14 protein-coding genes and 3 pseudogenes are annotated in these 21,930 nt (G+C 64.0%); 3 read left to right on the plus strand and 14 right to left on the minus strand.

Annotated features, from left to right (window positions below):
• Window positions 1–122: 122 nt before the first annotated feature.
• Window positions 123–1,266, minus strand: a pseudogene (locus ETW23_RS03095) (IS3 family transposase).
• Window positions 1,267–1,360: 94 nt separating this feature from the next.
• On the opposite strand from ETW23_RS03095, the gene ETW23_RS03100 reads away from it, so the two are divergent.
• Complete coding sequence (locus ETW23_RS03100) at window positions 1,361–2,227, plus strand: IS110 family transposase (RefSeq protein WP_167738060.1); 867 nt, start codon at window positions 1,361–1,363, stop codon at window positions 2,225–2,227.
• A gap of 222 nt (window positions 2,228–2,449) precedes the next feature.
• Here ETW23_RS03100 and ETW23_RS03105 read toward each other — a convergent pair.
• The 8 genes from ETW23_RS03105 to ETW23_RS03135 form a co-directional block, all read right to left on the minus strand.
• A protein-coding gene (locus tag ETW23_RS03105) for an IS3 family transposase (protein WP_134828802.1) occupies window positions 2,450–3,579 on the minus strand; the annotation gives its coding sequence in 2 pieces (ribosomal slippage) (window positions 2,450–3,345 and window positions 3,345–3,579; 1,131 coding nt in all).
• Between the two features lie 95 nt (window positions 3,580–3,674).
• Complete coding sequence (locus ETW23_RS03110) at window positions 3,675–4,202, minus strand: sigma-70 family RNA polymerase sigma factor (RefSeq protein ID WP_134829086.1); 528 nt, start codon at window positions 4,200–4,202, stop codon at window positions 3,675–3,677.
• 201 nt (window positions 4,203–4,403) lie between these two features.
• A complete protein-coding gene (locus ETW23_RS03115; protein ID WP_134829087.1) occupies window positions 4,404–5,708 on the minus strand; it encodes a lysine N(6)-hydroxylase/L-ornithine N(5)-oxygenase family protein in 1,305 nt (434 codons plus the stop codon).
• Window positions 5,705–6,778: a GNAT family N-acetyltransferase gene (locus ETW23_RS03120; RefSeq protein WP_205879933.1), complete on the minus strand. Its 1,074-nt coding sequence runs from the start codon at window positions 6,776–6,778 to the stop codon at window positions 5,705–5,707. Before ETW23_RS03120 ends, ETW23_RS03115 begins: the two co-directional genes overlap by 4 nt.
• Window positions 6,779–6,973: 195 nt before the next feature.
• Window positions 6,974–7,693, minus strand: a complete 720-nt coding sequence (locus ETW23_RS03125; protein WP_134829088.1) for an alpha/beta hydrolase — start codon at window positions 7,691–7,693, stop codon at window positions 6,974–6,976.
• On the minus strand, window positions 7,690–7,845 hold the full coding sequence (locus ETW23_RS25005) for a hypothetical protein (protein WP_167738061.1): 156 nt from the start codon (window positions 7,843–7,845) through the stop codon (window positions 7,690–7,692). The genes ETW23_RS03125 and ETW23_RS25005 overlap by 4 nt, the downstream gene beginning before the upstream one ends.
• Window positions 7,842–9,029 (minus strand): PLP-dependent transferase, encoded by a 1,188-nt coding sequence (locus tag ETW23_RS03130; protein ID WP_134829089.1) that lies wholly within the window; start codon window positions 9,027–9,029, stop codon window positions 7,842–7,844. The genes ETW23_RS25005 and ETW23_RS03130 overlap by 4 nt, the downstream gene beginning before the upstream one ends.
• Before the next feature lie 43 nt (window positions 9,030–9,072).
• Window positions 9,073–10,365, minus strand: a complete 1,293-nt coding sequence (locus tag ETW23_RS03135) for an MATE family efflux transporter (RefSeq protein ID WP_134829090.1) — start codon at window positions 10,363–10,365, stop codon at window positions 9,073–9,075.
• Between the two features lie 157 nt (window positions 10,366–10,522).
• On the opposite strand from ETW23_RS03135, the gene ETW23_RS03140 reads away from it, so the two are divergent.
• Together ETW23_RS03140 and ETW23_RS03145 are read left to right on the plus strand one after the other, a co-directional pair.
• Window positions 10,523–10,720 carry an MbtH family NRPS accessory protein gene (locus ETW23_RS03140; protein WP_134829091.1) on the plus strand — a complete coding sequence of 66 codons (198 nt, stop codon included), beginning with the start codon at window positions 10,523–10,525 and terminating at the stop codon, window positions 10,718–10,720.
• On the plus strand, window positions 10,717–14,583 hold the full coding sequence (locus ETW23_RS03145; protein ID WP_134829092.1) for a non-ribosomal peptide synthetase: 3,867 nt from the start codon (window positions 10,717–10,719) through the stop codon (window positions 14,581–14,583). The genes ETW23_RS03140 and ETW23_RS03145 overlap by 4 nt, the downstream gene beginning before the upstream one ends.
• 86 nt (window positions 14,584–14,669) lie before the next feature.
• On the opposite strand, the gene ETW23_RS25630 is transcribed toward ETW23_RS03145, so the two are convergent.
• The 5 genes and pseudogenes from ETW23_RS25630 to ETW23_RS03175 form a co-directional block, all read right to left on the minus strand.
• Complete coding sequence (locus ETW23_RS25630) at window positions 14,670–18,137, minus strand: TonB-dependent siderophore receptor (protein WP_254695126.1); 3,468 nt, start codon at window positions 18,135–18,137, stop codon at window positions 14,670–14,672.
• Window positions 18,138–18,148: 11 nt separating this feature from the next.
• The gene (locus ETW23_RS03160) at window positions 18,149–18,946 is read right to left on the minus strand and encodes an ABC transporter ATP-binding protein (protein WP_134829094.1); all 798 of its coding nucleotides are present in this window, start codon (window positions 18,944–18,946) and stop codon (window positions 18,149–18,151) included.
• Window positions 18,946–19,880 (minus strand): annotated as a pseudogene (locus ETW23_RS26675) (FecCD family ABC transporter permease). The gene ETW23_RS03160 and the pseudogene ETW23_RS26675 overlap by 1 nt, the downstream one beginning before the upstream one ends.
• A 77-nt stretch (window positions 19,881–19,957) precedes the next feature.
• Window positions 19,958–20,994 (minus strand): annotated as a pseudogene (locus tag ETW23_RS03170) (FecCD family ABC transporter permease).
• Window position 20,995: 1 nt separating this feature from the next.
• Entirely contained in the window at window positions 20,996–21,910 is a 915-nt protein-coding gene (locus tag ETW23_RS03175) for an ABC transporter substrate-binding protein (protein ID WP_254695130.1), read from the minus strand.
• Window positions 21,911–21,930 lie beyond the last annotated feature (20 nt).

The raw sequence follows: 21,930 nt of genomic DNA on the forward strand, positions 1-21,930 counted from the left end.
CCATTCGGTGATGCAGCGAATTCGCCGAACCGGACCTGAGCTACTCCCCAATTGTTGGACAGGTTCTGGCGTAATTTAAGCTACTCTCTGCTCCTGCTGATCGGGTTGGGTTTTGTGTTTTCTCAGCCAATAGACCACGGCCGGGGTTTGCCGCCAAGGGCGGAATGTGGGCGTTTTCGGTTGTAGAACTCGATCCACTTTCCGACGCCGACCTTCGCCTCTGATCCGGTCTCCCAAGCATGCAAGTAGACGCATTCGTATTTCAGGCTCCGCCAAAGCCGCTCGACGAAGATGTTATCGAGGAACCGGCCTTTGCCATCCATCGAGATGCGCACACCGGATCGCCGCAGCCTGTCCGTCCAGGCGAAGGACGTGAACTGGCTGCCCTGATCTGTATTCATGATCTCGGGCGGGCCGAACTTGTGGATGGCCTCGTTCAGCGCCTCGACACAGAAGTCCGCTTCCAGCGTGTTCGAGATGCGCCAGGCCAGCACCTTGCGGGTGTGCCAGTCAATGATCGCCACCAGATACAGGAACCCCTTGCGCATTGGCAGATAGGTGATGTCTGCCGCCCAGACCTGGTTCGGGCGCCCCACCCGCAGACCACGCAGCAGATAGGGGTAGGTCTTGTGCCCCTTCGCAGCCCTGCCCCCTTTCGCACATGCTTTGCATGTGCTGCCGGGCAGCGGGTGTTGGGCTTCTGGTAGATCGGCATGAGCCCCATCACCCTCATCAGCCGCCTGATCCGCTTTTCGTTCACCAAATGACCTTCATTGCGCAGATGCCAAGTCATCTGCCGCACACCGAAGAACGGCGTTTTCAGGAACTGTTCGTCGATCCGGCGCATCAGCATCAGGTTCAGAGCCGTCTCGCCTTTGGGCTGATAATAGAACGACGACCGCGAGATCGACAGCAGCTTGCACTGCTTGCTAATGGGCAGATTGGCATTGGCAGGCTCGATCATTTTCCTCCTCACTTGCCGATCCACGGTTTGAGCTTTCGTGACAAAAAATCGTTGGCAACGGCCAGCTCCCCAATCTTGGCGTGCAGCTCTTTGACCTGTTCTTCGTCAATCTCCTGGGGCTTCCTGCCGCCGCGCTTGAACACGCCGGACGCGCCCTCCAGAAGAGCCCGCTTCCAGCTGTGGATCATCGTTGGGTGAACGCCAAACTGGCTCGCCAGCTCAGCAACAGTCCGCTCGCCCTTCAGAGCCTCAAGCGCGACTTTCGCTTTGAAATCGGGCGAATGGTTCTTCCGTTTCGACATCTCTGATCTCCTCTTCGTCGAAGATCAGCAGACAGCAAATCGCAGCTTACGTCAGTGTCCGAAATTCAGGGGGTAGCTCAGCAAGCGTGTGAGGGTGCCGAACAACATTGAGGGTCATAAGCAAGTTGCCGGACTGGCTCGGGACCTGGATGCGCTCGGTTGTTTCGAGGCCACTGGTGGTCAGGAATGGCGGTTATGGGCAACTTTGGATGGTGCGGGTTTGACAACACGGCAATTGCCGCCTGCACAGATAAAAGCCTTTGCCGCCAGCCGAGGCACACGGGCCAAGACTGACAGGATTGACGCCGGACTAATTGCCCGGTTCATGGTGTTCCGGCCAGATTCCGGGCGCAGCCTTCCGCATGAGAAGTTACGTCTTCTCAGAGCCTTGGTGTCCGAACGTGGGCAGATCGTCGAAACACGCAAGCGGCTTCTGGCGCAGATCAAAGCGCACAGAAAGCTGGGATCATCTGAAGTGTTTTCAGATATGGACGCCGACTTGAAAGACCTTCTGGATCGTCAGATCGCTGAGTTGGAAGCCCAGATTGAGCAAATCATCGCGGCTGATGAAAACCTTGCGGAGACCTCAGAAATCTTGCGGTCAGTTCCAGGAATTGGGCCAGTCGCCAGCACAATGCTCATAGCGGAAATGCCGGAACTTGGACACATATCCGGTGAACAGGCCGCAGCTCTCACAGGCCTTGCTCCCATCGCGCATGACAGCGGTGCCCTTCGCGGAAAACGTGCCATTGGCGGAGGCAGAAGGCTATTGCGCCACGTCCTACTCCAGGCCGCACTCGTTGCCAGCCACCACAATCCGGTTCTCAAGCCCTTCGCCGATCGCCTGCGCGCGGCCGGAAAACCACACAAGGTTGTCATCAAGGCGGTCGCCCGGAAGCTCGTAACAATCGTTAACGCGCTCTGCAAATCTCGCCAGAAATGGACCTATCAGACCGTCTGAACAATACAGTTGCTAGTGCGCTCGCCATTGTGCTCGAACCAACGCGCATCAATGGCTCGTTGTACGATGGCCAGTTCGTGATCTTGTACCTCGTCGGGGACCAACTGCTCATGGTTCCCAGCTATCATGCTGGATCCGCAAGATGAATCTCATCACCCGATTTGCGCGACAAAGCTGATCGAAGTGGACCTGCACCGTTTTCGTTCCGGTGTGTAGCTCATGTTAGGCGGCGATCTTTTCGAAAGCCACGGGTGATTTCCAGCCGATGGCCGAATGCCGTCGGCGTGGGTTGTAGAAGCCGTTGATGTATTCGAAGACGGCCAGTTCGACCTCTCTGCGGGTCTGCCAGGTCCGGCGCCAGATTAATTCGGCCTTCAGCGACTTGAAGAAGCTCTCGACGGCCGAATTATCATAGCAATTTCCCTTTCCGCTCATCGACGGCACCAAGTCGTGCTTGCGCAGACGCTTTTGATACTCGTGGGCACAGTATTGGGCGCCGCGATCAGTGTGGTGGATGCAGCCCGGGGGCGGCTTTCGTAGGGCAATCGCCATGTCCAAAGCGCGCAAGGCCAGATCCTGTTTCATGCGGTTGCTCAGGGCCCAGCCGATCACCCGTCGCGAATAGAGGTCGATGATCACAGCAAGATAGGCCCATCCCTCGCGGGTCCAAATATAAGTGATGTCTCCCGCCCACTTCTGGTTCGGGGCGCTTGCGGTGAAATCCTGACGCAACAGGTTGGGCGCGATATTGAAGGTGTGATTGCTGTCGGTCGTGCGCTTGAACTTGCGGCTGCGCAGCACCTGGATGCCGTTATCACGCATGATCCGCGCCACACGGCGTTGCCCGACATGGATGCCCAGTTCATTGAGTTCCTGCGTCATGCGCGGACGACCGTAGCTGCCCAGGCTCAAGCGATGCTGCTCTCGAATATGCGCCAAGAGCACCATATCCCGACGTTGGCGGCGTGACGGCGGCCTGTGCCGCCAGGCCCGAAGACCACGATCCGTCACCTGCATCAGGCGACACAAATGGCTGCGTGGCAAATCCCCGCGGTAATCCGCAATGAACTGAAATCTCATTGCTTTTGACCCGCGAAGAAGATTGCCGCCTTTTTTAACACCTCCCTCTCCTCCCGAAGAATGCGGTTTTCTTTGCGTAGGCGTTCGTTCTCGCGCCGAAGCTCAGAATCCTGGGTCGCGGTAGAAGGATCGTCCGAGAACTGACGTATCCATTTGCCCAAGGTCGAAAGGCCGACCCCCAGATCCGACGCGACTTGGCGACGCGTCAGCCCGCTGCTTGTCGCGATCCGAACCGCTTCGCGTTTGAAATCGTCACTGTGTTTGGGTGCCATTTCCGGTCTCCTCTATGGCGAGCATTGCTCGCAGAAAACCGGAACAAAAGTGAAGCAGGTCCAAAGCCATTCAATGGGAGAAGCTTGACGCCAATTCAACTTGCCCCCTTCAGTCCGTCGGCACAGCGCTGCTGGACATTGCGTACGATCACATTGATCAACGCGCGGGAGACTTGAAGCTCCTCTGCAATTTCCTTTTGTAGCACGCCGGCCAGCCGGTGACGCAGGAATACGTCGCGGTTCCGCGGCGTGCTGTCTGCAAGGCTCTGGACAACCGCTTGCAGCGCCTGTTTGCTTTCAAGTCTTGCCCGTCCGCACAATGGAGTCACGCCGACCGCTGCCAGCTGGCCCTCGTCCTCGAAATCCGTGGGGATCTCACGGCGCGATTTGCGCAGGTAGTCGATGGCCGCATTGCGCACCATCCGCGCCACATAGGGCCGGGGTCTGTCCGGCAGGCTGCCGGGCTTGAAAGACAGGCATTTCAGGGCAGTGTTCTGGATCACGTCTTCGGCGGCGTCTAGCGAGCCTACCAGTTTCAGGGCGGAACACAGATGCAGCCTGCGGTGGCTGACAAGTTCTTCAATCAAGGCTTCACAGACGCGTGGTCGTGGATGATCCGGCATGGCAATCCCATCGGTATGAACCCGGATAAATGTCCGGAAAGGTGATGTTTTTTTGGGAAAACTGCCTTTGGGCGTGCAGGCCCTGGGTTGCGCTCCCGTTATCAACCAGGTGGATTGCAAGGTCAATCTTCGCGTGTGAAATTGGCGGGTAATTGCCGTTAACGGGTGTGCGGCCCGCTGCTGCGGGCCGCCGGAGGCGAGCTATTCCGCGGCGGCGAGTTGTGCGGGCTGCGGCGTCAGGAGTGCTTCGGCAATCTCATCCACGCGCACCGCCAGAACCGACAGCAGGGTATCGCTCAGCCCATGGGTCTCCTCGCAGTAGCCTTGCAGGAAGATGCGGGGGCGGAAGGTCCCGCAGGTCCGCATCCGGTAGTTCCGGTCCGGGCTTTCAAAATGCACGTGCGGCTCGAGCCCGGCCAGCAGGGTTTCTCCCAGACGGCGGCGGTAGCCCGTTGCCAGGATGACCAGGTCATAAGCGCCGCTGCGGGATTCGCCGCCCTGGGCCGGTTGCAAGGTCAGCAGCGTCTGTTGCCCGCTGGCTGCTGCAGCCATGACGCAGGTGCTGCGCAGCAGCCTGTAGGCAGAGCCTCCAGCCACTTCCTGTTCGTAGAACAACCCGTAAACCTGGTCGATCAGATCACCGTCCACGACTGCGTAGTTGGTGTTGGAATACTCCGCCATCAACGCCCGGCGCTGGTCTGCAGGCTGCTGGTAGACGTGGGAAGTGAAGCTGGCGTCGAAAATCTCGTTCACGAATGGACTGTCGTCCGAAGGCTTCAGCGCGTGGCTGCGGAAGATGAAGTCCACTTGGGGCCGGGCCGGGTCCTTGGCGAGGTCCATAAAAATCTCGGCACCGCTCTGGCCCGAGCCGATGACCGCTACTTTCAGCGGCTTGCCCGCTGCCGCCAGCCTGGGCTTGACGGCACTGAGGTAGCTGGAGCTGTGGACCACGCCGGGGTGGTCCTGCAGTGCAGCAAAAGTGTCCGGGATGGCGGGTTTGCCGCCGATGGCCAGCACCAGATCGCGGGTCAGGTAGCGGGTCTGCCTGCCGGTCTCGTCCTCGGCGGTGACGGCCAGCACCTCACCGCTGCCGCCGGGTTCCTGGACGGGTTCGGCACCGGTCACCCGCTGGCCATAGCGGCAGGTATCCTCCAACTGCGCGGCGGCCCAGGCGAGGTAGCTGTTGAACTCCTGCCGGCTGGGAAAGAAGCTCTTTCGGTTGACGAAACGCTCAAGCCGGCCCTGGGCATGCAGGTAGCTGAGGAAGGAGTAGGGGCTGGCTGGATTGCGCAGGGTGACCAGATCCTTGATAAAGGAAACCTGCATGTCCGAGCCTTCAAGCAGCATGTCCGGGTGCCAGGCGAAGCGGGGTTTGGCCTCCAGATAGAGGGCGTCCAGCTTTGGCGCCCCGGCCTGCGCACGCTCTTGCAGGGCGATGGCCAGGGCCAGGTTAGAGGGGCCGAAGCCCACGCCGATCATGTCATGGATGTGTTGCGGTTCGCTCATCGGGTTTCTCCGGGTTTCAGTTGGGCAAAGGGGGATAGTTGCAGCGGACGGCCGGGATTTGCGGCGCTGGGGCGGGACCAGAGGCGGGCCTGAAAGAAATGCTCCCGCTCCAGCCGCACCAGCGTTGCGCGCTTGTGGGCAAAGTCGAATTCCTTGACTGCGGCAAAGCCGGATCGGGTCAGGTTGCGCAGCTGCTGGGTGTGGCTGGCCGCGGGTTCGCCGACCAGCGCCTGGGTGCGGGGCTCCGCCAGGAACATGTAGTGCATCAGCGAGGGCAGCCAGGCGGTGATGTAGTCGGCGCCGCGGGCTTCGGGGTCACCCACCAGCACATGCCAGCCGCGGTCCCAGTCCCCGGCAGGGTAATGGGCACCAATGCGGTTTTCACGGGCCCAGTAGAGTTCGAAGTAACAGAAGGGGCGTCCGTCGAGGCAGCCAAAGACCGGCATCATATGCGGATCAACCTGCATCCGGGAGAGGTAGTTCCGGTGGTATTCCAAGGTTCCGGATTCCTCGAAGAAGGCGGCGACGCGTGTGTCGTTCATCCAGGCGTGGAACAGCTCCAGGTCCGCAGCAGGATCCAGCGCGCGCAGCGAGAAGGTCTGCTGCAGCCAGGGGATGCGGCGATGGTAGAGGAGGCCTGACGGCTTAGGCGGCCGCAGGGGGTGGCTGCCATGCGGCCCGGCCACCTGCGCCTGCGGGTAGCTGCGGGGCGGCTGCGCCAGCCATAGGTCCGGAACCTGCCAGAGCATCTCTGGAAAGACTGCTAGCCAGCTGCCGTCCAGCAGGCTGGCAGCACCGGTGGAGAGTAGTTCTTGTTCGAGAAAGGCGAAGTCTTCCCGTTTCAGCAGGACCAGCACTTCCTCGGCCGCGTGGCTGGTCAGGGCCTCGCAGGCAGCCAGCAGGGCGGCCAGGCTGAGCGTGCTGGCGGGCGCCGCGAGCTGCAGTTTGCCACCGCCATGGTCCGTGACGGCGATCTCTTGCGCGGTGCCCTGGCTGTAAACCGTGACACCGCCGGGTCCGGGCCGGGCCCAATGGGGCGGGCTGTGATCTGAGGCGTTATCCAATGACACGCAGGGTCCTCCGTTTGCTGGCCGGCGCGGGCGTGCGCCGGCACTGCTTTGAGAACGCTGCAGGGCGGAGGAAATTTACAAAAAATATCAGGTATTCTGTATTTTCCGGATTTGCACGGAGGAGCCTGTTTGGAAACCTGAAAACCCGGCGCCTGAAGACAGGGCCGGGAGACAGTTTCACAGTGAAATCGGGTGTTAACTGAGGGAAAACACCTTCTGAATGGCGCGGTTTACTGCCACAGACAGCACCGACATATGGTTTTCTCCGGCATAGGTTTCATAGTCAGATTTAAACCCCGGAAGCTGGTTCAGAGCGGCGGCCATGTCCTGTGCTGCGGCGATAGTCCGGGTCTTTTCCTTCTCGGCCAGCCGTTCGGAGGCATCTGCGGCCTCCGTCTGGAAAGGGGCGAGGTGCGCGCCCTCCCATTCGCCTGCGGAGAGATGCACATAGGGGCTGTGCGGTCCGGGATCGAAACGGATCAGATGCTGCAACAGGAAGCTGTCTTCCCAGGTGATCGCAGGGCTGGCAGCGATCCAGTGGCTGAAAGTGCCCGGCTGGTTGAACAGCAGCCACAGGGCAAACAGCCCTCCAAAGGAATGCCCGAACAATCCGCGGTGCGCAGGGTTGAGCGGCGCACAGGCCTCTGCCAGCGGCAGAACCTGTTCCAGCAGGAAGCGGGCCATTTCTTCTCCACCGCCGGTGCGCACCGGTTCGCCGCCTTCGTGGAACGGAGGATAGGTCTGCCCTGGCGGCGGACCGAGGTCCCAGCTGCGCCGGAAAGGGTCATAGGCGCCGTCCGTCGGGTAGCCGATGGCGATCAGCACGCCCCAGCCGACATTGGTGCCTGAGGGATAACAGGCTTGTGCCCGCATTGCGTCGATTGCGGTGCCGATCACTGCATTGCCGTCTGTCATGAACAGGGCGGGCCAGCCGTCGGCGGGGGCTCTTCAGGTGGCACCCAGATGAAGATGCGGCGGATGACGCCGGTCATGCTGTCGGCCACGTCGTGCCAGCGGGCGCCTGTCCAGGTCTCGCCGGTGGCGCAGGCAGGGGGCAGTGGTGTCATTGGCGCGCCTCCGCGATGGCTTGCAGGACATCCGCCACCAGGTCATCGGCGTTTTCCAGGCCGGCAGCAAGGCGCACCGATCCGGCGGGGGTGCCGAAGCGCTGGAACACATTGGCCGGCCCGGAAAGGCTCAGGGCGGCCTGAGCGGGGATCACCAGGCTTTCCGGGCCGCCCCAGCTGACGCCGATTTTCACTACTTTCAGCGCATTGGTGAAACGGGGAATGTCGACGCTGCTGTCCAGATCAAAGGCGAACAGCCCGCCATAACCCGACAGGCAGGCGTTGCCCGGGTTGGCCTCAAAGGCAGGATGGCGGACGCGGGCGACGGCGGGATGGGCAGAAAGGGCCCGCCCCAGAGCAAGCCCGTTCTGCATGTGGCGGGCCATTCGAAGATGCAGGGTGCGCATGCCTCGCAGCACCAGCCAGGCGTCGAAGGGGGAAAGCTTTCCGCCGAGAAAATGATAAGCCTCGTGGTCGATACGGGCAAGCAGCGCCTTGGGGCCTGCAATCAGGCCTGCCAGCGTGTCGGAATGGCCTGCGAGATATTTGGAGGCGGCGTGAACCGTCAGGTCGATGCCGAACTCCGCCGGGCGCTGGTACAGCGGCGTGGCCCAGCTGTTGTCGATCACCGAGATCACCCCCAGCCGGCGCGCCTCGGCACCGATGGCGCGCAAATCCTGGGTGGTGAAGCTCCAGGAGGCCGGGCTTTCCAGATAAATCAGCGCGGCGCCTGGCAGGGCATCAAGCACTGCCTGGGTATCGGTGCCGTCTACATACTGGGTGGTCACACCAAACTTCTTCAGCAGGCATTCGAACAGGCGGAAAGCGTCGGAATAGAGGTTCTCAACCGCCACAACACGATCGCCGGATTGCACAAAGGGGATCACCGCGGCAGCAATGGCCGCCATGCCGGAGGCAAAGCCGCGCGCTGCCTCCACGCCCTCCATCCGGGCGATGAGGCTTTCCAGCTCAGCCACCGTGGGGTTGTTGCCGCGGCTGTAGACATAGCGGCTGGACTCGCCTGCAAAGACGGCGGCCAGGTCCTCGTAGCGGTCGAACAGAAAGGAAGAGGTCTGGAACACCGGCACCGAACAGGCGCCATGCGGCATGGGATCATGCGGGGCGATGAGATCGGGTGTGAGCCGGTCGGACGCGGCGGGCAGGGTGGGCGAGTAATCGTTCATGCGGGAAGACCTTTCAGAGTGGTGTGCGGCAGGCGCAGCAGGATCAGAACGGCGGCGAGGCCAGTGAGGAGCGCCGCAAGCGACAGTGCTGGGGCAAGCCCGGCGAAGCCCAAAAACCGGCGGCAGTGAACAAGAGCGGCAGGAACAGCCAGCCGAGCGGTGCGAGGCCCAGGAGAGCTGCATCGCGGGCGCGGGCGGTGGCTTGCAGGCTGACTTGGGCCGCGTGGCGCAAGGCGGTTGCGGGCAGCGACAGAGCGAACGCTGCCAGCGCGGGTTCGGCAAGGGACTGAACCGCAGGATCAAGGGTGAACAGGGCGCTGATTTGCGGCGCTGCCAGCAGACCCGTCAGCAGGAACAGGCTGGCGGTTGCGGCGGCGATGGCTGCGGTGGTGAGCGCCGCGCGGGCAAAGCGGGCGGTATTGTTTGCGCCGGCGGCATAGGCCAGCACCGCCTGCGCGCCGAGACAGAAACCCTCGACCGGCAGAGTTGCGAGCACCCAGAGCCTGAGGGCGATGCCCATGGCGGCCTGGCCAGCGGTGCCCTCGTGCTCGCCGGCCAGGCGGTAGAGCAGCAGAAAGGCGAGGCTGGCCCCCAGCACTGAGGCAGCCTCAGGCAGGCCGATGCGCAGAACCGGCCAGAGGCGGGCAAGGGCGCTGCCGGAAAGGCGCGGTCGCAGCCGCAATGGGGTGCGGGAAGACGTGAAATACCAGCCATAGAGGGCGAGAGTGGCAATCTGGGCCAGTACGGTAGCCAGCGCGGCACCGCGCACGCCGAGGCCCACGGTGAAGATCAGCAGCGGATCCAGCGCCATGTTGAGCGTGAAGCAGAAGATCAGGCTGAAAAGGCTGAAACGGGCATGGCCGCTGCCGATTGCGGTAAAATCGCACAGGATTTGCACCATTCCCAGCCCCGCCGAGAGGGTAAGGATGCTGATGTACTGCAGGGCAGGCTCCCGCACCGCTCCCGTGGCGCCAAGCACATCCAGCAGCGGTAGCCGGGCCAGCCAAAGCGCAGCAGCGGACAGAGCTGCCAGCAGCAGGCAGAGCGCCATGGCGGCGGAGGCTAGACGGGCGGCCTCCTGCTTGCGGCCGGCGCCTAGGGCACGGCCGGCCGCGGCGGCGGTGCCGATGCCGAGCCCCACGCCAATCGCGGCGGTGAGGCCGGTGAGGGGCAGGGCCAGGCTGACGGCGGCCAGCGCCTCTGGTCCGAGCTGGCCGACAAAGTAGCTGTCCACTCCTTGGTGGGCGGCATTGATCGACAGGCCGCCTGCGGTGGGCAGGCCTGCGCGCAGCAGCGTCCGGAGGAGATCCGGGCTGGCAAGGTTCAAGGCGGTCATGGTCTGGGGCTTCTATCTGATGAGGGTCTGTCCTGACCTTTGACGCAGGCGGGGCGGGGAAATTCACAAGCCAGGTGCAAGTTTTCTGCTGGGAGGGGTGAATTGCGGGCGATGTGCTGCGTCTTTCCGGGGACAAGAGATGAATGGAGACCCGAAGATGACCCAACCTGGACCCGATCAATGGATCTGCGTCAGCAACAGTGAAGGCCGCTGGTCCGTCTGGCCTGCAAACCTGCCGGTTCCTGCGGGGTGGCAGGCCAAAAGCACGCCAGCGGACCGCAGCGCCTGCCTCGCGGAGATTGAGGTGCGCTGGGCCGACCCGCGTCCCGAAGCACTGCAGGAGGCGATGGCATGAGCGGCACGCTGGCGCTTGAAGATGCGGTGATGGAGCTGACACCGGGGGAAAAACAGGTTTGCGCCCATGATCAAGTGGGGCAGCTGGCGCCCTACGGGATGCAGGTGCTGCTGCTCAGGGCGGATGCGCGCTGGCAAATCGCAGAGGTCCGTCAGGCCGCGGAAGCCGTCCTGGAAGCGCATCCGGTTTTTTGTGCCCGCCTTCACCGCCAGGCGGGCGGCGAGATGCGCCGCTCTGAACAGGAGAGGAACCGGATTGGACTGGCGGAACGCCCGGCAGAGGGGTTGGAGGCCGCGCTGGCCGGGATGCGTTTTGATCTGGACGGCGGTGCGGGGGCCTTTGCTTGTGTCGCAACGGATGACAGGGACCATCTGTTCGGCGTGGCTTTGCACCCTGCCTTTGGCGATGCAGGGGTGCTGAACGCTGTGGCTCTGGGCTTTGCCCGGGCGTTGACGGGAGAGGCGGATGTTGCTGTTTCAGCGGTTGGGGCTGCAGCTGAAACGGGCCGGGATCAGCTGCCTGGCTGGCGGGAGATGCTGGAGGATACGGCCTGTGCGGTTGCCCGCTTACCGCACCGGCACGGCGGCAGCGAAGGCGTCGCACGGGGCCGTGCAGAACATGTGCTGCAGCCGGCGCTGGCGGAAACCCTGCACAGTGAAAGCACCGGAGCGGAAGCCCGGTTCGCTGCGGTACTTGGTATTGTGCTGTCGCGCTGCAGCGGGCAGGGGGATCTGCGCTTTGCAACCGGTTCCGTGCAGGCGCAGGCTGGGCGGCGCAGTGAAGACATCCTGCCGCTGCGGCTGCGAATTGATCCGGGCAGCACTGCAGGGGCAGTGCTGGCACAGGTGCAAACGGAATTGGAGCTGGGCAGGGCGCGAGCAGTGCCTTCGGAACTCCTGGTGCAGGACATGCTGCGCCGCGAGGGCGCGGACCGGCATCCTTTGGGAGCCGTCACCCTGCATGTGCGCAGGGATGTGCCGCTGCCGGACGGGCTGGCGTTCTGCGCTTTGCCGGAACCTGCGGCGCAGGGGGAGTTGATGCTGCTGGTGCGTCTGAGCGGTGATGGCAGGGTGATCCTGCGGGCCAGCTATGCGCGGGACTTGTTCGAGCCTGCCTTGATCGGGCGTTTTCTGGCGCATCTGGAGCGGGTGCTGAATGCCGGGCTGGCGGACCCGGAGCAAGCGGCAGGGCGGATTGCCTTGCTGAGCCGCGAGGAACTGGACACGCTGTCGGCGCCATATGAGGACAGCGTGGTCAACGATCCCCGCATGGTGCATGAGATCATCGCCGGCCACGCCTGCCAGACGCCGGACAAAACGGCGCTGATCTGCGGTGGCGAGGCCTGGAGCCACGGCACCCTGAACCGCAGGGCCAACCGGCTGGCGCACCGGTTGCGGGCGCTGGGGGTTGGCGCCGAAGTGCCGGTGGCCGTCATGGTCGAACGCGGCAACGAGGCGGTGATGGCGATCCTGGCGGCGCTGAAGGCAGGCGGCGCCTATATCCCAGTGGAGCCGGATCATCCGGAAAGCCGCAATCACCACATTCTGAGCGACGCAGGTGTGCAGGCGGTGATCACCCGCCGCTGCCACCTGGGCAAGCTGCCCGAGGGGCTCAAGGCCCGGATCCTGTGCCTGGACGATGATCCCGGGGCAGGTCAGCCGGAGGTGGACCCGGATGTCCCTATCCACCGGGACCAGATGGCCTATATCATGTATACTTCCGGCTCCACCGGTAAGCCGAAAGGCGTTGCAGTGGAACATGGTCCGCTCAGCGATCATCTGCAGGATACGGCGCGTGTTTATGAGATGAGCAGCGAAAGCCGCGAGCTGCCGTTCCTGCCGTTCTCCTCGGATGGCGGGCATGAGCGCTGGATGAATCCTCTGATGATGGGCGGGTCGGCGGTGATCCCGGACGGGGTGCTGTGGACGCCGGAGCAGAGCTTTGCGGCGATGCGTAAATACGGCTGCAATAATGCCTCTATCCCGACGACCTACCTGCAGCAGCTGGCGGAATGGGCGGAGGAGACCGGCGAAGCGCCGGATATGCGGCTCTATTCCTTTGGCGGCGAGGGGCTGGCGCAAGCGACCTTTGACCTGCTGTCGCGGGAGCTGCGGGCGCCCCTGCTGATCAACGGCTACGGGCCGACCGAAACCATCATGACGCCGATGGTCTGGAAGGTGCGGGCAGGCACCCGTTTCGAAGGCGCTTATGCGCCCTTGGGCCGGGCAGTGGGCAACCGCCGCGCCTATGTGCTGGATGCGCAGCTGATGCCGTGCCCCGTCGGGGTGGTGGGAGAGATCCACCTGGGCGGCGAGGGGGTTGCGCGCGGCTATGTGAACCGGCCCGGCACCACCGCGGACCGGTTCATCCCCGATCCTTTTGCACCGGAATTGGACGGGCGGGATGGTGCGCGGATGTACCGGTCCGGCGATCTAGGGCGCTGGCGCGAGGACGGCACCATCGAGTTCCTCGGCCGGGTGGATCACCAGATAAAGCTCAATGGCTACCGGATCGAGCCGGGCGAGATTGAGGCGGTGCTATTGCAGCAGCCGGGGGTCTCCGAAGCGCTGGTTCTTCTGCGCGAGGATGGCGGCGAAAAGCGGTTGGTCGGCTATGCTGTGGCGCCGCGGGAAGTGCGGGAGGAGCAACTGATGCGGGCGCTGGAGGCGCAGCTGCCCCGGCATATGGTGCCCTCGGCCATTGTTGTGCTGGAGCGGATGCCGACCAATCCCAATGCCAAGGTTGACCGGGCGGCACTGCCGCTGCCGGGGGTGCGGCGGCGGGCCGGCGAAGGTGCCGCACCAGCCGGGGAGGCCGAAGCCGCGGTGCTGGCGGTTTGGCGGGAAGAGATCGGCAATCCGGAAATGGGCGTGACCGATGACTTCTTTGACATGGGCGGCAGGTCCCTGACCGCGTTGAAGGTGCTGGCCCGCATGCGCAAAGCCTGGCCGGGCATTGCGCTGACCATTGCGGACTTGTTTGATGCGCCGACGGTCCGGGCCCTGACACGGCGGCTTGTGGCTGGGGATGCCACCGGGCGGCAGGCGATTGCGCTGCGCAGTACCGGCTCAAGGCCGATGCTGTATTGTTTCCCCGGGCTGCTGGTGTCGACCCGTGAATACCTGCGGCTGACGGCATTTCTGGGAGAGGATCAGCCAGTGACCGGCTTCCTGTGCCATTCGCTCAATGAAGAGAAGCATTTGAACGTGTCAGTGCAGGATGTGGTGGCGCCTTATGTCGAACATATCCGCCGGGAAAGCGCCGGGCGGCCCTGCGCATTTCTGGGCTGGAGCTGGGGCGGTCTTCTGGCCTGGGAGGCGGCGCGGCAGCTGCAGGGCGAGGTGGATCTGCGGATGATCGGCATGGTGGATGTCTGCGATCTGGGCCGCGATTTTGCCCCTGGCGCGGTGCCGCGCTTTGCTCTGGACGAGCGGGCGAAGCTGGAAGCGGAGCTGCAGGCGTGGCTGGGCAAGACCAGGATGCGGTCACAGTGGGACGCCCTGATCGGGGCGATGGATGCGCTCTGCTATGACCAGTTCCTGCGATTCATCGGCAACGAGGCAGAGCCGCTGCCCTTTGACGGCCCCGAGGTTTCCAGCCGCGAGCATACATTCTGGGTGCTGATCGACAACGCGCTGGTGTTTCGCCAGTACCAGATGGCACAGCTGGATGTGCCGGTGGCCTCCTTTAGTGCAGGGGACACGCTGAGCCGGGGTCTGAACCTGGTGGACTGGCGGCAGGTATCCCCGCGCGCCGAACCGGCGGAAGTGGTGCCAGGCACCAACCATCTGCACATCATTGGCGACCAACTGTTCCATGGCCGCTTCAAGGCGGCGCTGGAGCGGGCTTTTGCAGCCGTGTAATGGCAGCAGCCGGGGCTGAAAAAGCCCCGGCTGCCGGCCGGACAAAGGCGGCACGGGTTATCCCCGTGCCGCTGTTTTTTGTTTGATCAGAAAGATCTGCCGATAGTGAAGGACACGGTGCGGCCTTCACCGCGGGAGCAGCCGTAGCCGTCGTAGCAGACGCTGTCGTAGCCCTTGTCGAACAGGTTGGAGACCCGCAGGTTTACCTCCATTTCCTTCCATTCATAGCGCAGGGCCAGATCGGCAAGCGTGTAGGAGGGTGTCACCCGTGCGTTGCTTTGGGTGGCGAAGGCATCGTCATTGTAGCGGATGCCGCCGCCGATGCTGAGACCCGGCAGCAGGGCCGCGGCATCATAGTCCAGCCACAGCGACAGCTGATGCGGCGGCGCCATGGCGTTGTCGTTTCCGGTGAGGCCTGCAACCAGAGATTTGGTGATCTCGGTGTCCAGGTAAGTATAGCCGAACACACCTTGCAGATTATCCGTGATCCGGCCCCGGGCCTCCAGCTCAAACCCGCGGGAGCGGATTTCGCCTTCCTGAGTAAAGCTGCTCCAGGTCGGGTCGTTGCGGTCGTAGTCCTTCACGTTGGTCTTGCGCAGGTCAAAGATGGCGGCGCTGAGCATATAGCTGCCGTGTTCCGGCAGATAGCGCAAACCGGCTTCCCACTGTTTGCTTTCGGAGGGGTCCAGAGGCGCGCCGGCGATGGTTTTACCGAAGTTCTGGACGAAGCCCTCGGTATAGCTGACGTAGGGGGTCATGCCGTTGGCCATCTCGTAGGTCAGACCCAGCATGCCGGTGGTTGCCGCGTTCTTCTGCGACTGGGCGGTGGAATTCAGCAGATCGTCAATTTCATTTTCGAACCAGCCGCGGCGCAGGCCAGCGGTGACAGCCAGGCCGTTGCCGAACTTGTGGTGGTTCTGCAGGTAGATCCCTTTTTCAGTATACTCTTCCCGGTTATGTGCCGACAGCGGCGGGTAGGCGACGTCGAAATCGAACACCGGATTGGCGAAGCTGACGGAATAAGCGCCATAGGCCAGGTGCTGGCGGTATTCGGTTTTGCGGCGCTGGTAGTCGGCGCCGACGATCAGGCTGTTACCGCCGCGTTTCCATTCCAGGTAGTTGTCGAAGCCCAGGTTATAGGCCTCTTCGGTGTTGGCCTGTACAGTATAGCCCATGTTGCCGGTCGCAAAGTCGGTCGAGGCGAGGTACAGGTGCTGGTAGTCGATCTTGTCGCGGGCATAGCGGGTCTTCTGATTGAAAGTGAAGCCGTCGCCGAAGCGGTGCGAGAATTCCCAGCCGATGGAGCCGCTGTCGCTCTCATAGGAATTGAAGTCCGACTGCCGCGTATAGAAGTTCTCGGGCAGGCTGCCGAGGGCCGCGTCATACTCTACACCCGCTTGCGGCACCCATTGCAGCGGGGTCCGTTCGTCCTGCTGCAGATGCAACAGCACCGTCAGGCTGGTGTCATCGCTGGGCGCCCAGGTCAGGCTGCCCGCAACCAGATTCCGGTCGTTGTGGGAATTGTCCAGTTCAGTTTCGCCGTCGCGCAGCAGCACCGTCAGCCGCCCAGCCAGCGTGCCCTCGGCATTCAGCACCCGGGACACGTCCACGCCGGCCTCGGCGGCGCCAAAGCTGCCATAGCCGGCATAGGCAGAGCCTTCGTTTTCAAATGTGGGACGCTTGGTGACCAGGTTGACCAGGCCGCCTGCGTCGTTGGAGCCATAAAGAACACCCGCCGGGCCGCGCAGCACCTCGACCCGGTCCAGCATGTAGGGGTCGATCTTGAAACTGGCGAAATTGTGCGCCTTGTTCGGCAGCCCGTCGCGGTAAAGCGCACTGGTGCCCATGTCGAAGCCGCGGATCGAGAACTGGTCGAACCGGTCATCAGTGCCCCAGGTGGAGGGGTTGATGCCGGGAGTGAACTTGATTGCGTCCTCGACCTGGGCGGGCTGGCGCCGTTCCAGCTCAGTAGAGGTTACGACGGAAATCGACTGCGGCACCTCGGCCAGCGGCACGCCTGATTTGACGCCGGTCTCGGAGGCGGGCGCGAGGTAGCTGTCGACGGCGCCGGCATATTGCAGCTTGTCACGCACGATGATCGGCGCGAGCTCCAGCACGTCCTCTTCCTGTGCTGTAGCGGGTTGGGCGGCGAACGCAGAGGCGCTAAGCGCGGTGCCGCAAAGCAGCGCTCGCAAAGCGGGCCGACCGGTAGCGGCCGGGGAGGGTAGGGTTGTCATCACTGTAGTCCCAGGTTTTTCGGCCAGGCTGCGCTGCAGCAGGAAACCGGCCCTATTGGTTGGCAAATTGCAAATGTTGCCTGGGACGTTCCTGGGTGGCGGCACCATACATTTAACGGGTGAAGAGTCAACGGTGGCACCGCCGTAACTCTTGATTTGGAGCGGTTTTTCCGGCTCTTCATTTTCCGCCAGGTCCGCAGGCAGAGAGATGGAGCGCCCTGCAGACCAGAGCCTCGCCGCGGCGTTGCGGCGGCAAGACGTTGGGTTACGGCAGGCTCCAATAGGCTGCGATATAGCTTTGGCCAGGCGGCACGCCGGCGGTCCGGGCGGCGGCGCGCAAGGGTTGCGCCTCGGATTTTTCGCCGGCGAACCAGAGGAAGGCGCCGGGGGCTGCGGGAAGCCCGCCCGGGCACAGCGGCCGAGGCTGTCTCCGGCCCGCCGGTCCAGCCAGCGCAAGGAAATGCCGGGCGGGGCGGTGACCGGATACCCGCAGGCGGCGCCGCCATCCGCAAGCAGCGTGGCGCTGCCGCAAGTACCGGGCGGCAGGGTTTCGAGAATGCGGGCTGCTGCGGGAATGGCGGTCTCATCAGCGTAAAGCAGGATCTCTTCCGTATCCGGAATGCCGCCGCCGCCGGGGCCTGCGATAGCCAGCTTATCACCCGCTCCAGCGTTTTGCGCCCAGGCAGAGGCCCGGCCGCCGGCATGCAGGAACAGGTCGAATTCCAGCAGACCGCTTTGGGTGCAGACGTTGCGGGCGGTATAGACCGGCCGGTGCAGCGTCTTGGCGCCTTTGGGCCAAACTGTCCGGCCACCGGCATCGAGCTTCGGGTACTCAGGATCGGTGCAGCCCGCGGGCGGCAGCAGCAGGCGAAAGTGGATGGCATCATCGCCAAAGCCGGACAGATTCTGCGCCTGCAAGCGGATGCGCAGAAAACTGCGGCCCAGCGGAATGACGGAGAGCAAGGTGGTGAATTGCACATCCGGAGGCCGTGTGCTTGCTACGCCATTATCCGGCCAACGGAGTGAAGCCGCCGCGCCAGGCTGCAGGTGTTCGAGGTGTTCAGCAAAGCCCTCTTTCAGCATGTGGAGCCGGTCCGGCAGCGCAGCTGATACCCGGATCGCGGTGCCTGTCCCCTCCGCGGTAAAGCGGTAGCGGCCAAAAGCGGGGACTTCGATCGTGAGGCTGGCTTCAGTATCGTCGACGACCGGCAATTCATGCTCTTGCGCCATGCCGCGCAGTGCCGGCCGGGCGGCGGCAAAGGGCAGGGCAGGCAGATTGGCCTCGGCCCGCAGGGGGAAGCTGGGAAGGCTGTTCATCGGTGCGGGCCTCATTCCGGGATCACGTGGGGGGTGCCATGCAGCGGATCGGGGATGATCCGGCAGGGGAGACCGAACACCTCCTGCATGACGGTCTCGGTGACCACTTCGGCCGGAGTGCCCTGGCAATGAACGCGGCCGGATTTGAGAGTGATCATATGGGTGGCAAAGCGCGCCGCGAGGTTGATGTCGTGCAGCACCATCGCGATGGTGCGCCCGGTCTCGCGGTTGAGTGCCTGCACCAGTTTCAAAAGCTCGATCTGATGCGGCAGATCAAGGTAGGTGGTGGGTTCGTCCAGCAGCAGAATACCGGTGTCTTGGGCTAGCGCCATGGCAATCCAGGCGCGCTGGCGCTGGCCGCCGGAAAGCGCCTCAAGCGGCCTTGAGGCAAGGGGGGCCATGCCGGTGCGCTCCAGCGCTTGATCAATGGCGGCGGCATCCTGGCGGGACCATTGCCGCAACGGGGACTGATGCGGAGTGCGGCCGCGGGCGGCAAGGTCGCGGACGGTCAGCCCTTCGGGGGCTGCGGGGGATTGCGGCAGGATCGCCAGCCTTTGCGCGACAGAGCGGCTGGGCTGACGGTGGATTGCCTTGCCGTCCAGCACGACCTGGCCCGCGGCGGCAGGCTGCAGCCGTGCCAGGGCACGCAGCAGGGTGGATTTGCCGCAGGCATTGGGGCCGGCGATGACCGTAATGCTGCCATCGGGGATTTCTGCGTTCAGGTCAGTGAGCACTTGTGTCCCGGCATAGGCAGTCGACAGGTTCTCTGCACGCAGGCGGGCGTTTGGGGCGTTGGAGGCTTTGAGCATCAGAACGGTCCTTTGCGGAAGTGGCGCAGCAGCATCCAGATCAGCAGCGGTGCGCCGGCAAGGGCGGTAAAAACGCCGGCGGGCAGCTGGATCCCGGGCAGAGCACGGGAAGCGGTGTCGGCAAGCAGGGTGATCAGCGCGCCTGCAAGAGCCGCGCCTGGCAGGGCAGGGTGCCCGCCGGGTCTAAGCGCGCGGGCGAGGGGGCCCGCGGCAAAGGCCACAAAGGGCAGCGGCCCGGCGGTGCTGACCGCCAGTGCCGCCAGCAGGGTGCCGGTCACGGTGAGCGCCAGCCGCAGCGCAGGCAGGTTCAGGCCCAGCCCGGCGGCGGTCTCCTCGCCCAGGGTCAGCCGGGCGAGCGGGAACTGCAGCCAGAGCGCCAGGGGCGCCAGCAGGGCCAGCCCGGCCCAGACCTGGACCGCGTCGTCCCAGTTGCGTGCGTTCAGCGAGCCGGTGAGCCAATGCGCCATGCTGACGGCGCTTTGGATGTCAAGGCGGCTGAGCAGCAGGTCGGCGGTGGCACTGAGCGCGAGACCGGCACCGATGCCGGTGAGGATCAGCCGGGCGGGGACAACCCGCCCTTCCACGCCAGCAGGGTGACGGCGGCGGCGGTCAGCAGCGCCCCGGCGATTGCGCCGGGCAGCACCAGGCCGCCAGTGAGGATCAGCGCCGCCAGGGCACCGCAGCTGGCGCCGGCGTTGAAGCCGATCACATCGGGCGAGGCGAGCGGGTTGCGCAGCATCGCTTGGAAGATAGCCCCGGAGAGGCCAAATGCGGCTCCGGCGCCGAGAGCTGACAAGATGCGCGGCAGACGGAGATCAAGCAGAACCAGTTGTTCCATGGCGCTGCCCTGACCTGCAAGCATCTGTAAGCTGCGGGTGAGGCCAAGAGGGTAGCTGCCAAGCTGTGCTGCAAATGCGGCCAGCGCCAGCAGCATGGCCAGCAGCAGAGCACCTGCCAGAAGGGCCTGACGCGGGATCTGCAGCGAGAGGGAGGCGATACGAAAGGTCCAGTTCACAGGCTTCGGGCTCCGTTCCGGCGTACCATCCAGATCAATGCGGGCCCGCCCAGCAGCGCGGTCATCACCCCAGCCTGCAGGCTGCCGCCAAAGAACGGCAGACGACCGGCCAGATCGGCTCCAAGCAGAAGAATGGCACCAAAGGGGCAGACAGGGCAAGGCCCCAGCGCAGGCCTGGCCCAGCGGTCCAGCGGGCCAGATGCGGCACGATAAGACCCGCAAAAGCAATCGGGCCTGCCAGGGCGACGGCACTGCCGCTTAGCAAAACGATTGCGGCGCCGGCCAGCAGCCGCGCCGCGCCGGTGCGCACGCCCAGGCCACGGGCGCTGTCTTCGCCCAGCAGCAAGGCGTCGAGGCCTGACGCCGCCGCCAACGCCGCCAGCGTGCCCAAAACGAAAAAGGGAGCGAGCGCTGCGATTGTCTGTATTTGGACTCCCTCAAATCCGCCGAGTACCCAGAAACGGTAAACATCCAGCGCCTGCTGGCTGGCCAGCAGCAGCGCCCGGGTAAGAGCAAGGAACAGAGAGCTGATGGCGGCGCCGGCCAGCAGCAGCCTCAGCGGGCTGGCCAGAGCACCGCCGCTGAGCACGGCCACCAACAGGGCTGCCGCCAGCGCGCCGCCAAGGGCGGCCCAAACAAAACCCGCAGGATCGGTGATGCCCAGCAGCAGGATGCATCCGGTCACCGCCAGCGCGGCGCCGCCGTTGATGCCGAGAAGGCCCGGGTCGGCCAGAGGGTTGCGGGTCAATCCCTGGATCAGCGCTCCGGAAATTCCCAGCGCGGCTCCTGTCAGGACAGCGCCGAACAGCCGCGGCAGCCGCATCTGCCGGATGACGATCTGTTCGGCGCTGGCCGGGTCATAAGCGATCATAGCCTGCCAGACCTCGGCCCAGCTGACAGGGCGCAGGCCCAGCCGCAGCGATACTGCGGCTAGCAGTACCAATGCCACAAGCGATCCAGTCAGCCAAAGCGCACGGCTGGAGAGGGCGGCGCGGCGGCGAGGAGCTGCCAGGGCAAGTGCGGTGTCAGGCATCTCAAGATCCCCCAGGCAGAAGCCCGGCCTCAGCCATTCCGGGAACCGGTGTCGCAGGGGTCCCGTCCGCTGCTGCCTCCAGCAAAGGTACCAGGCGGTCGAGCGCGTAATCCAGGCTGAGCGGGCTGGAGTGGGAGAGGGCAGCGGCCAGTAGCGGATCGGCGTGGATTTCCCTGCCCTCCCTGTAGGCGCGCAGGGTCGGGCGCAGCGGCATCCGGGCAATCTCCGGTGCAGAACCGCCGTAGTCGAGCCAGATCAGCACATCCGCGTCGATAGGTGCGGGGGCCTCGGCCGGGATCAGCGCGTGAAAACTGTTGACGCCTGCGGCAGTGTTGATTTCAGCGGGCACTTGAAAGCCGAGATCTTCCAGGAAGCGGCCGCGGATATCGCGGCTGGTGAATGCTCCGGTCTGCCCGGCCCAGACCATGGCAGCGCTGGCGCCTTGCCAATCGGGATGGCTTGCACGCAGTTCCTCGAAACGCTTGCCGATGCGTGCGATTACCGCCTCCGCCCGGTCCGTTGTGCCAGTGGCAGCGCCGAGCCGCCGCAGCATCAGTTGCCAGGGGGTACCGTAATCACCAAACCCGGCCGGTGGTGCAAGGGTGGGGGCAATGCGGGACAAAAGGGCATATTCCCGTTCTGTGATGCCAGACCACTGGGCGGCGATCAGATCGGGTTCAAGCGCGGCAACCGCCTCGATATCTATGCCGCCCCGTAAGACCGCCGGGCGGCTCTCTCCCATTACCTCCAGTGCCCAGGGCCAGACGCCGGAAGGATCGTTGCCATACCAATTCCGCAAGGCGGCCGGGGTTTCACCAAGCGCCAGCAGGAAGTCATGGCCGATAAAGCTGATCGAAACGATGCGGCGGGGTTTTGCCGGGACGGTTGCGTCCCCGAAACGGGTTTCAAGCCTCACAGGGAAGCTTTGTGCCGCAG

The organism is Leisingera sp. NJS201 (assembly GCF_004535885.1).
Classification (GTDB): domain Bacteria; phylum Pseudomonadota; class Alphaproteobacteria; order Rhodobacterales; family Rhodobacteraceae; genus Leisingera.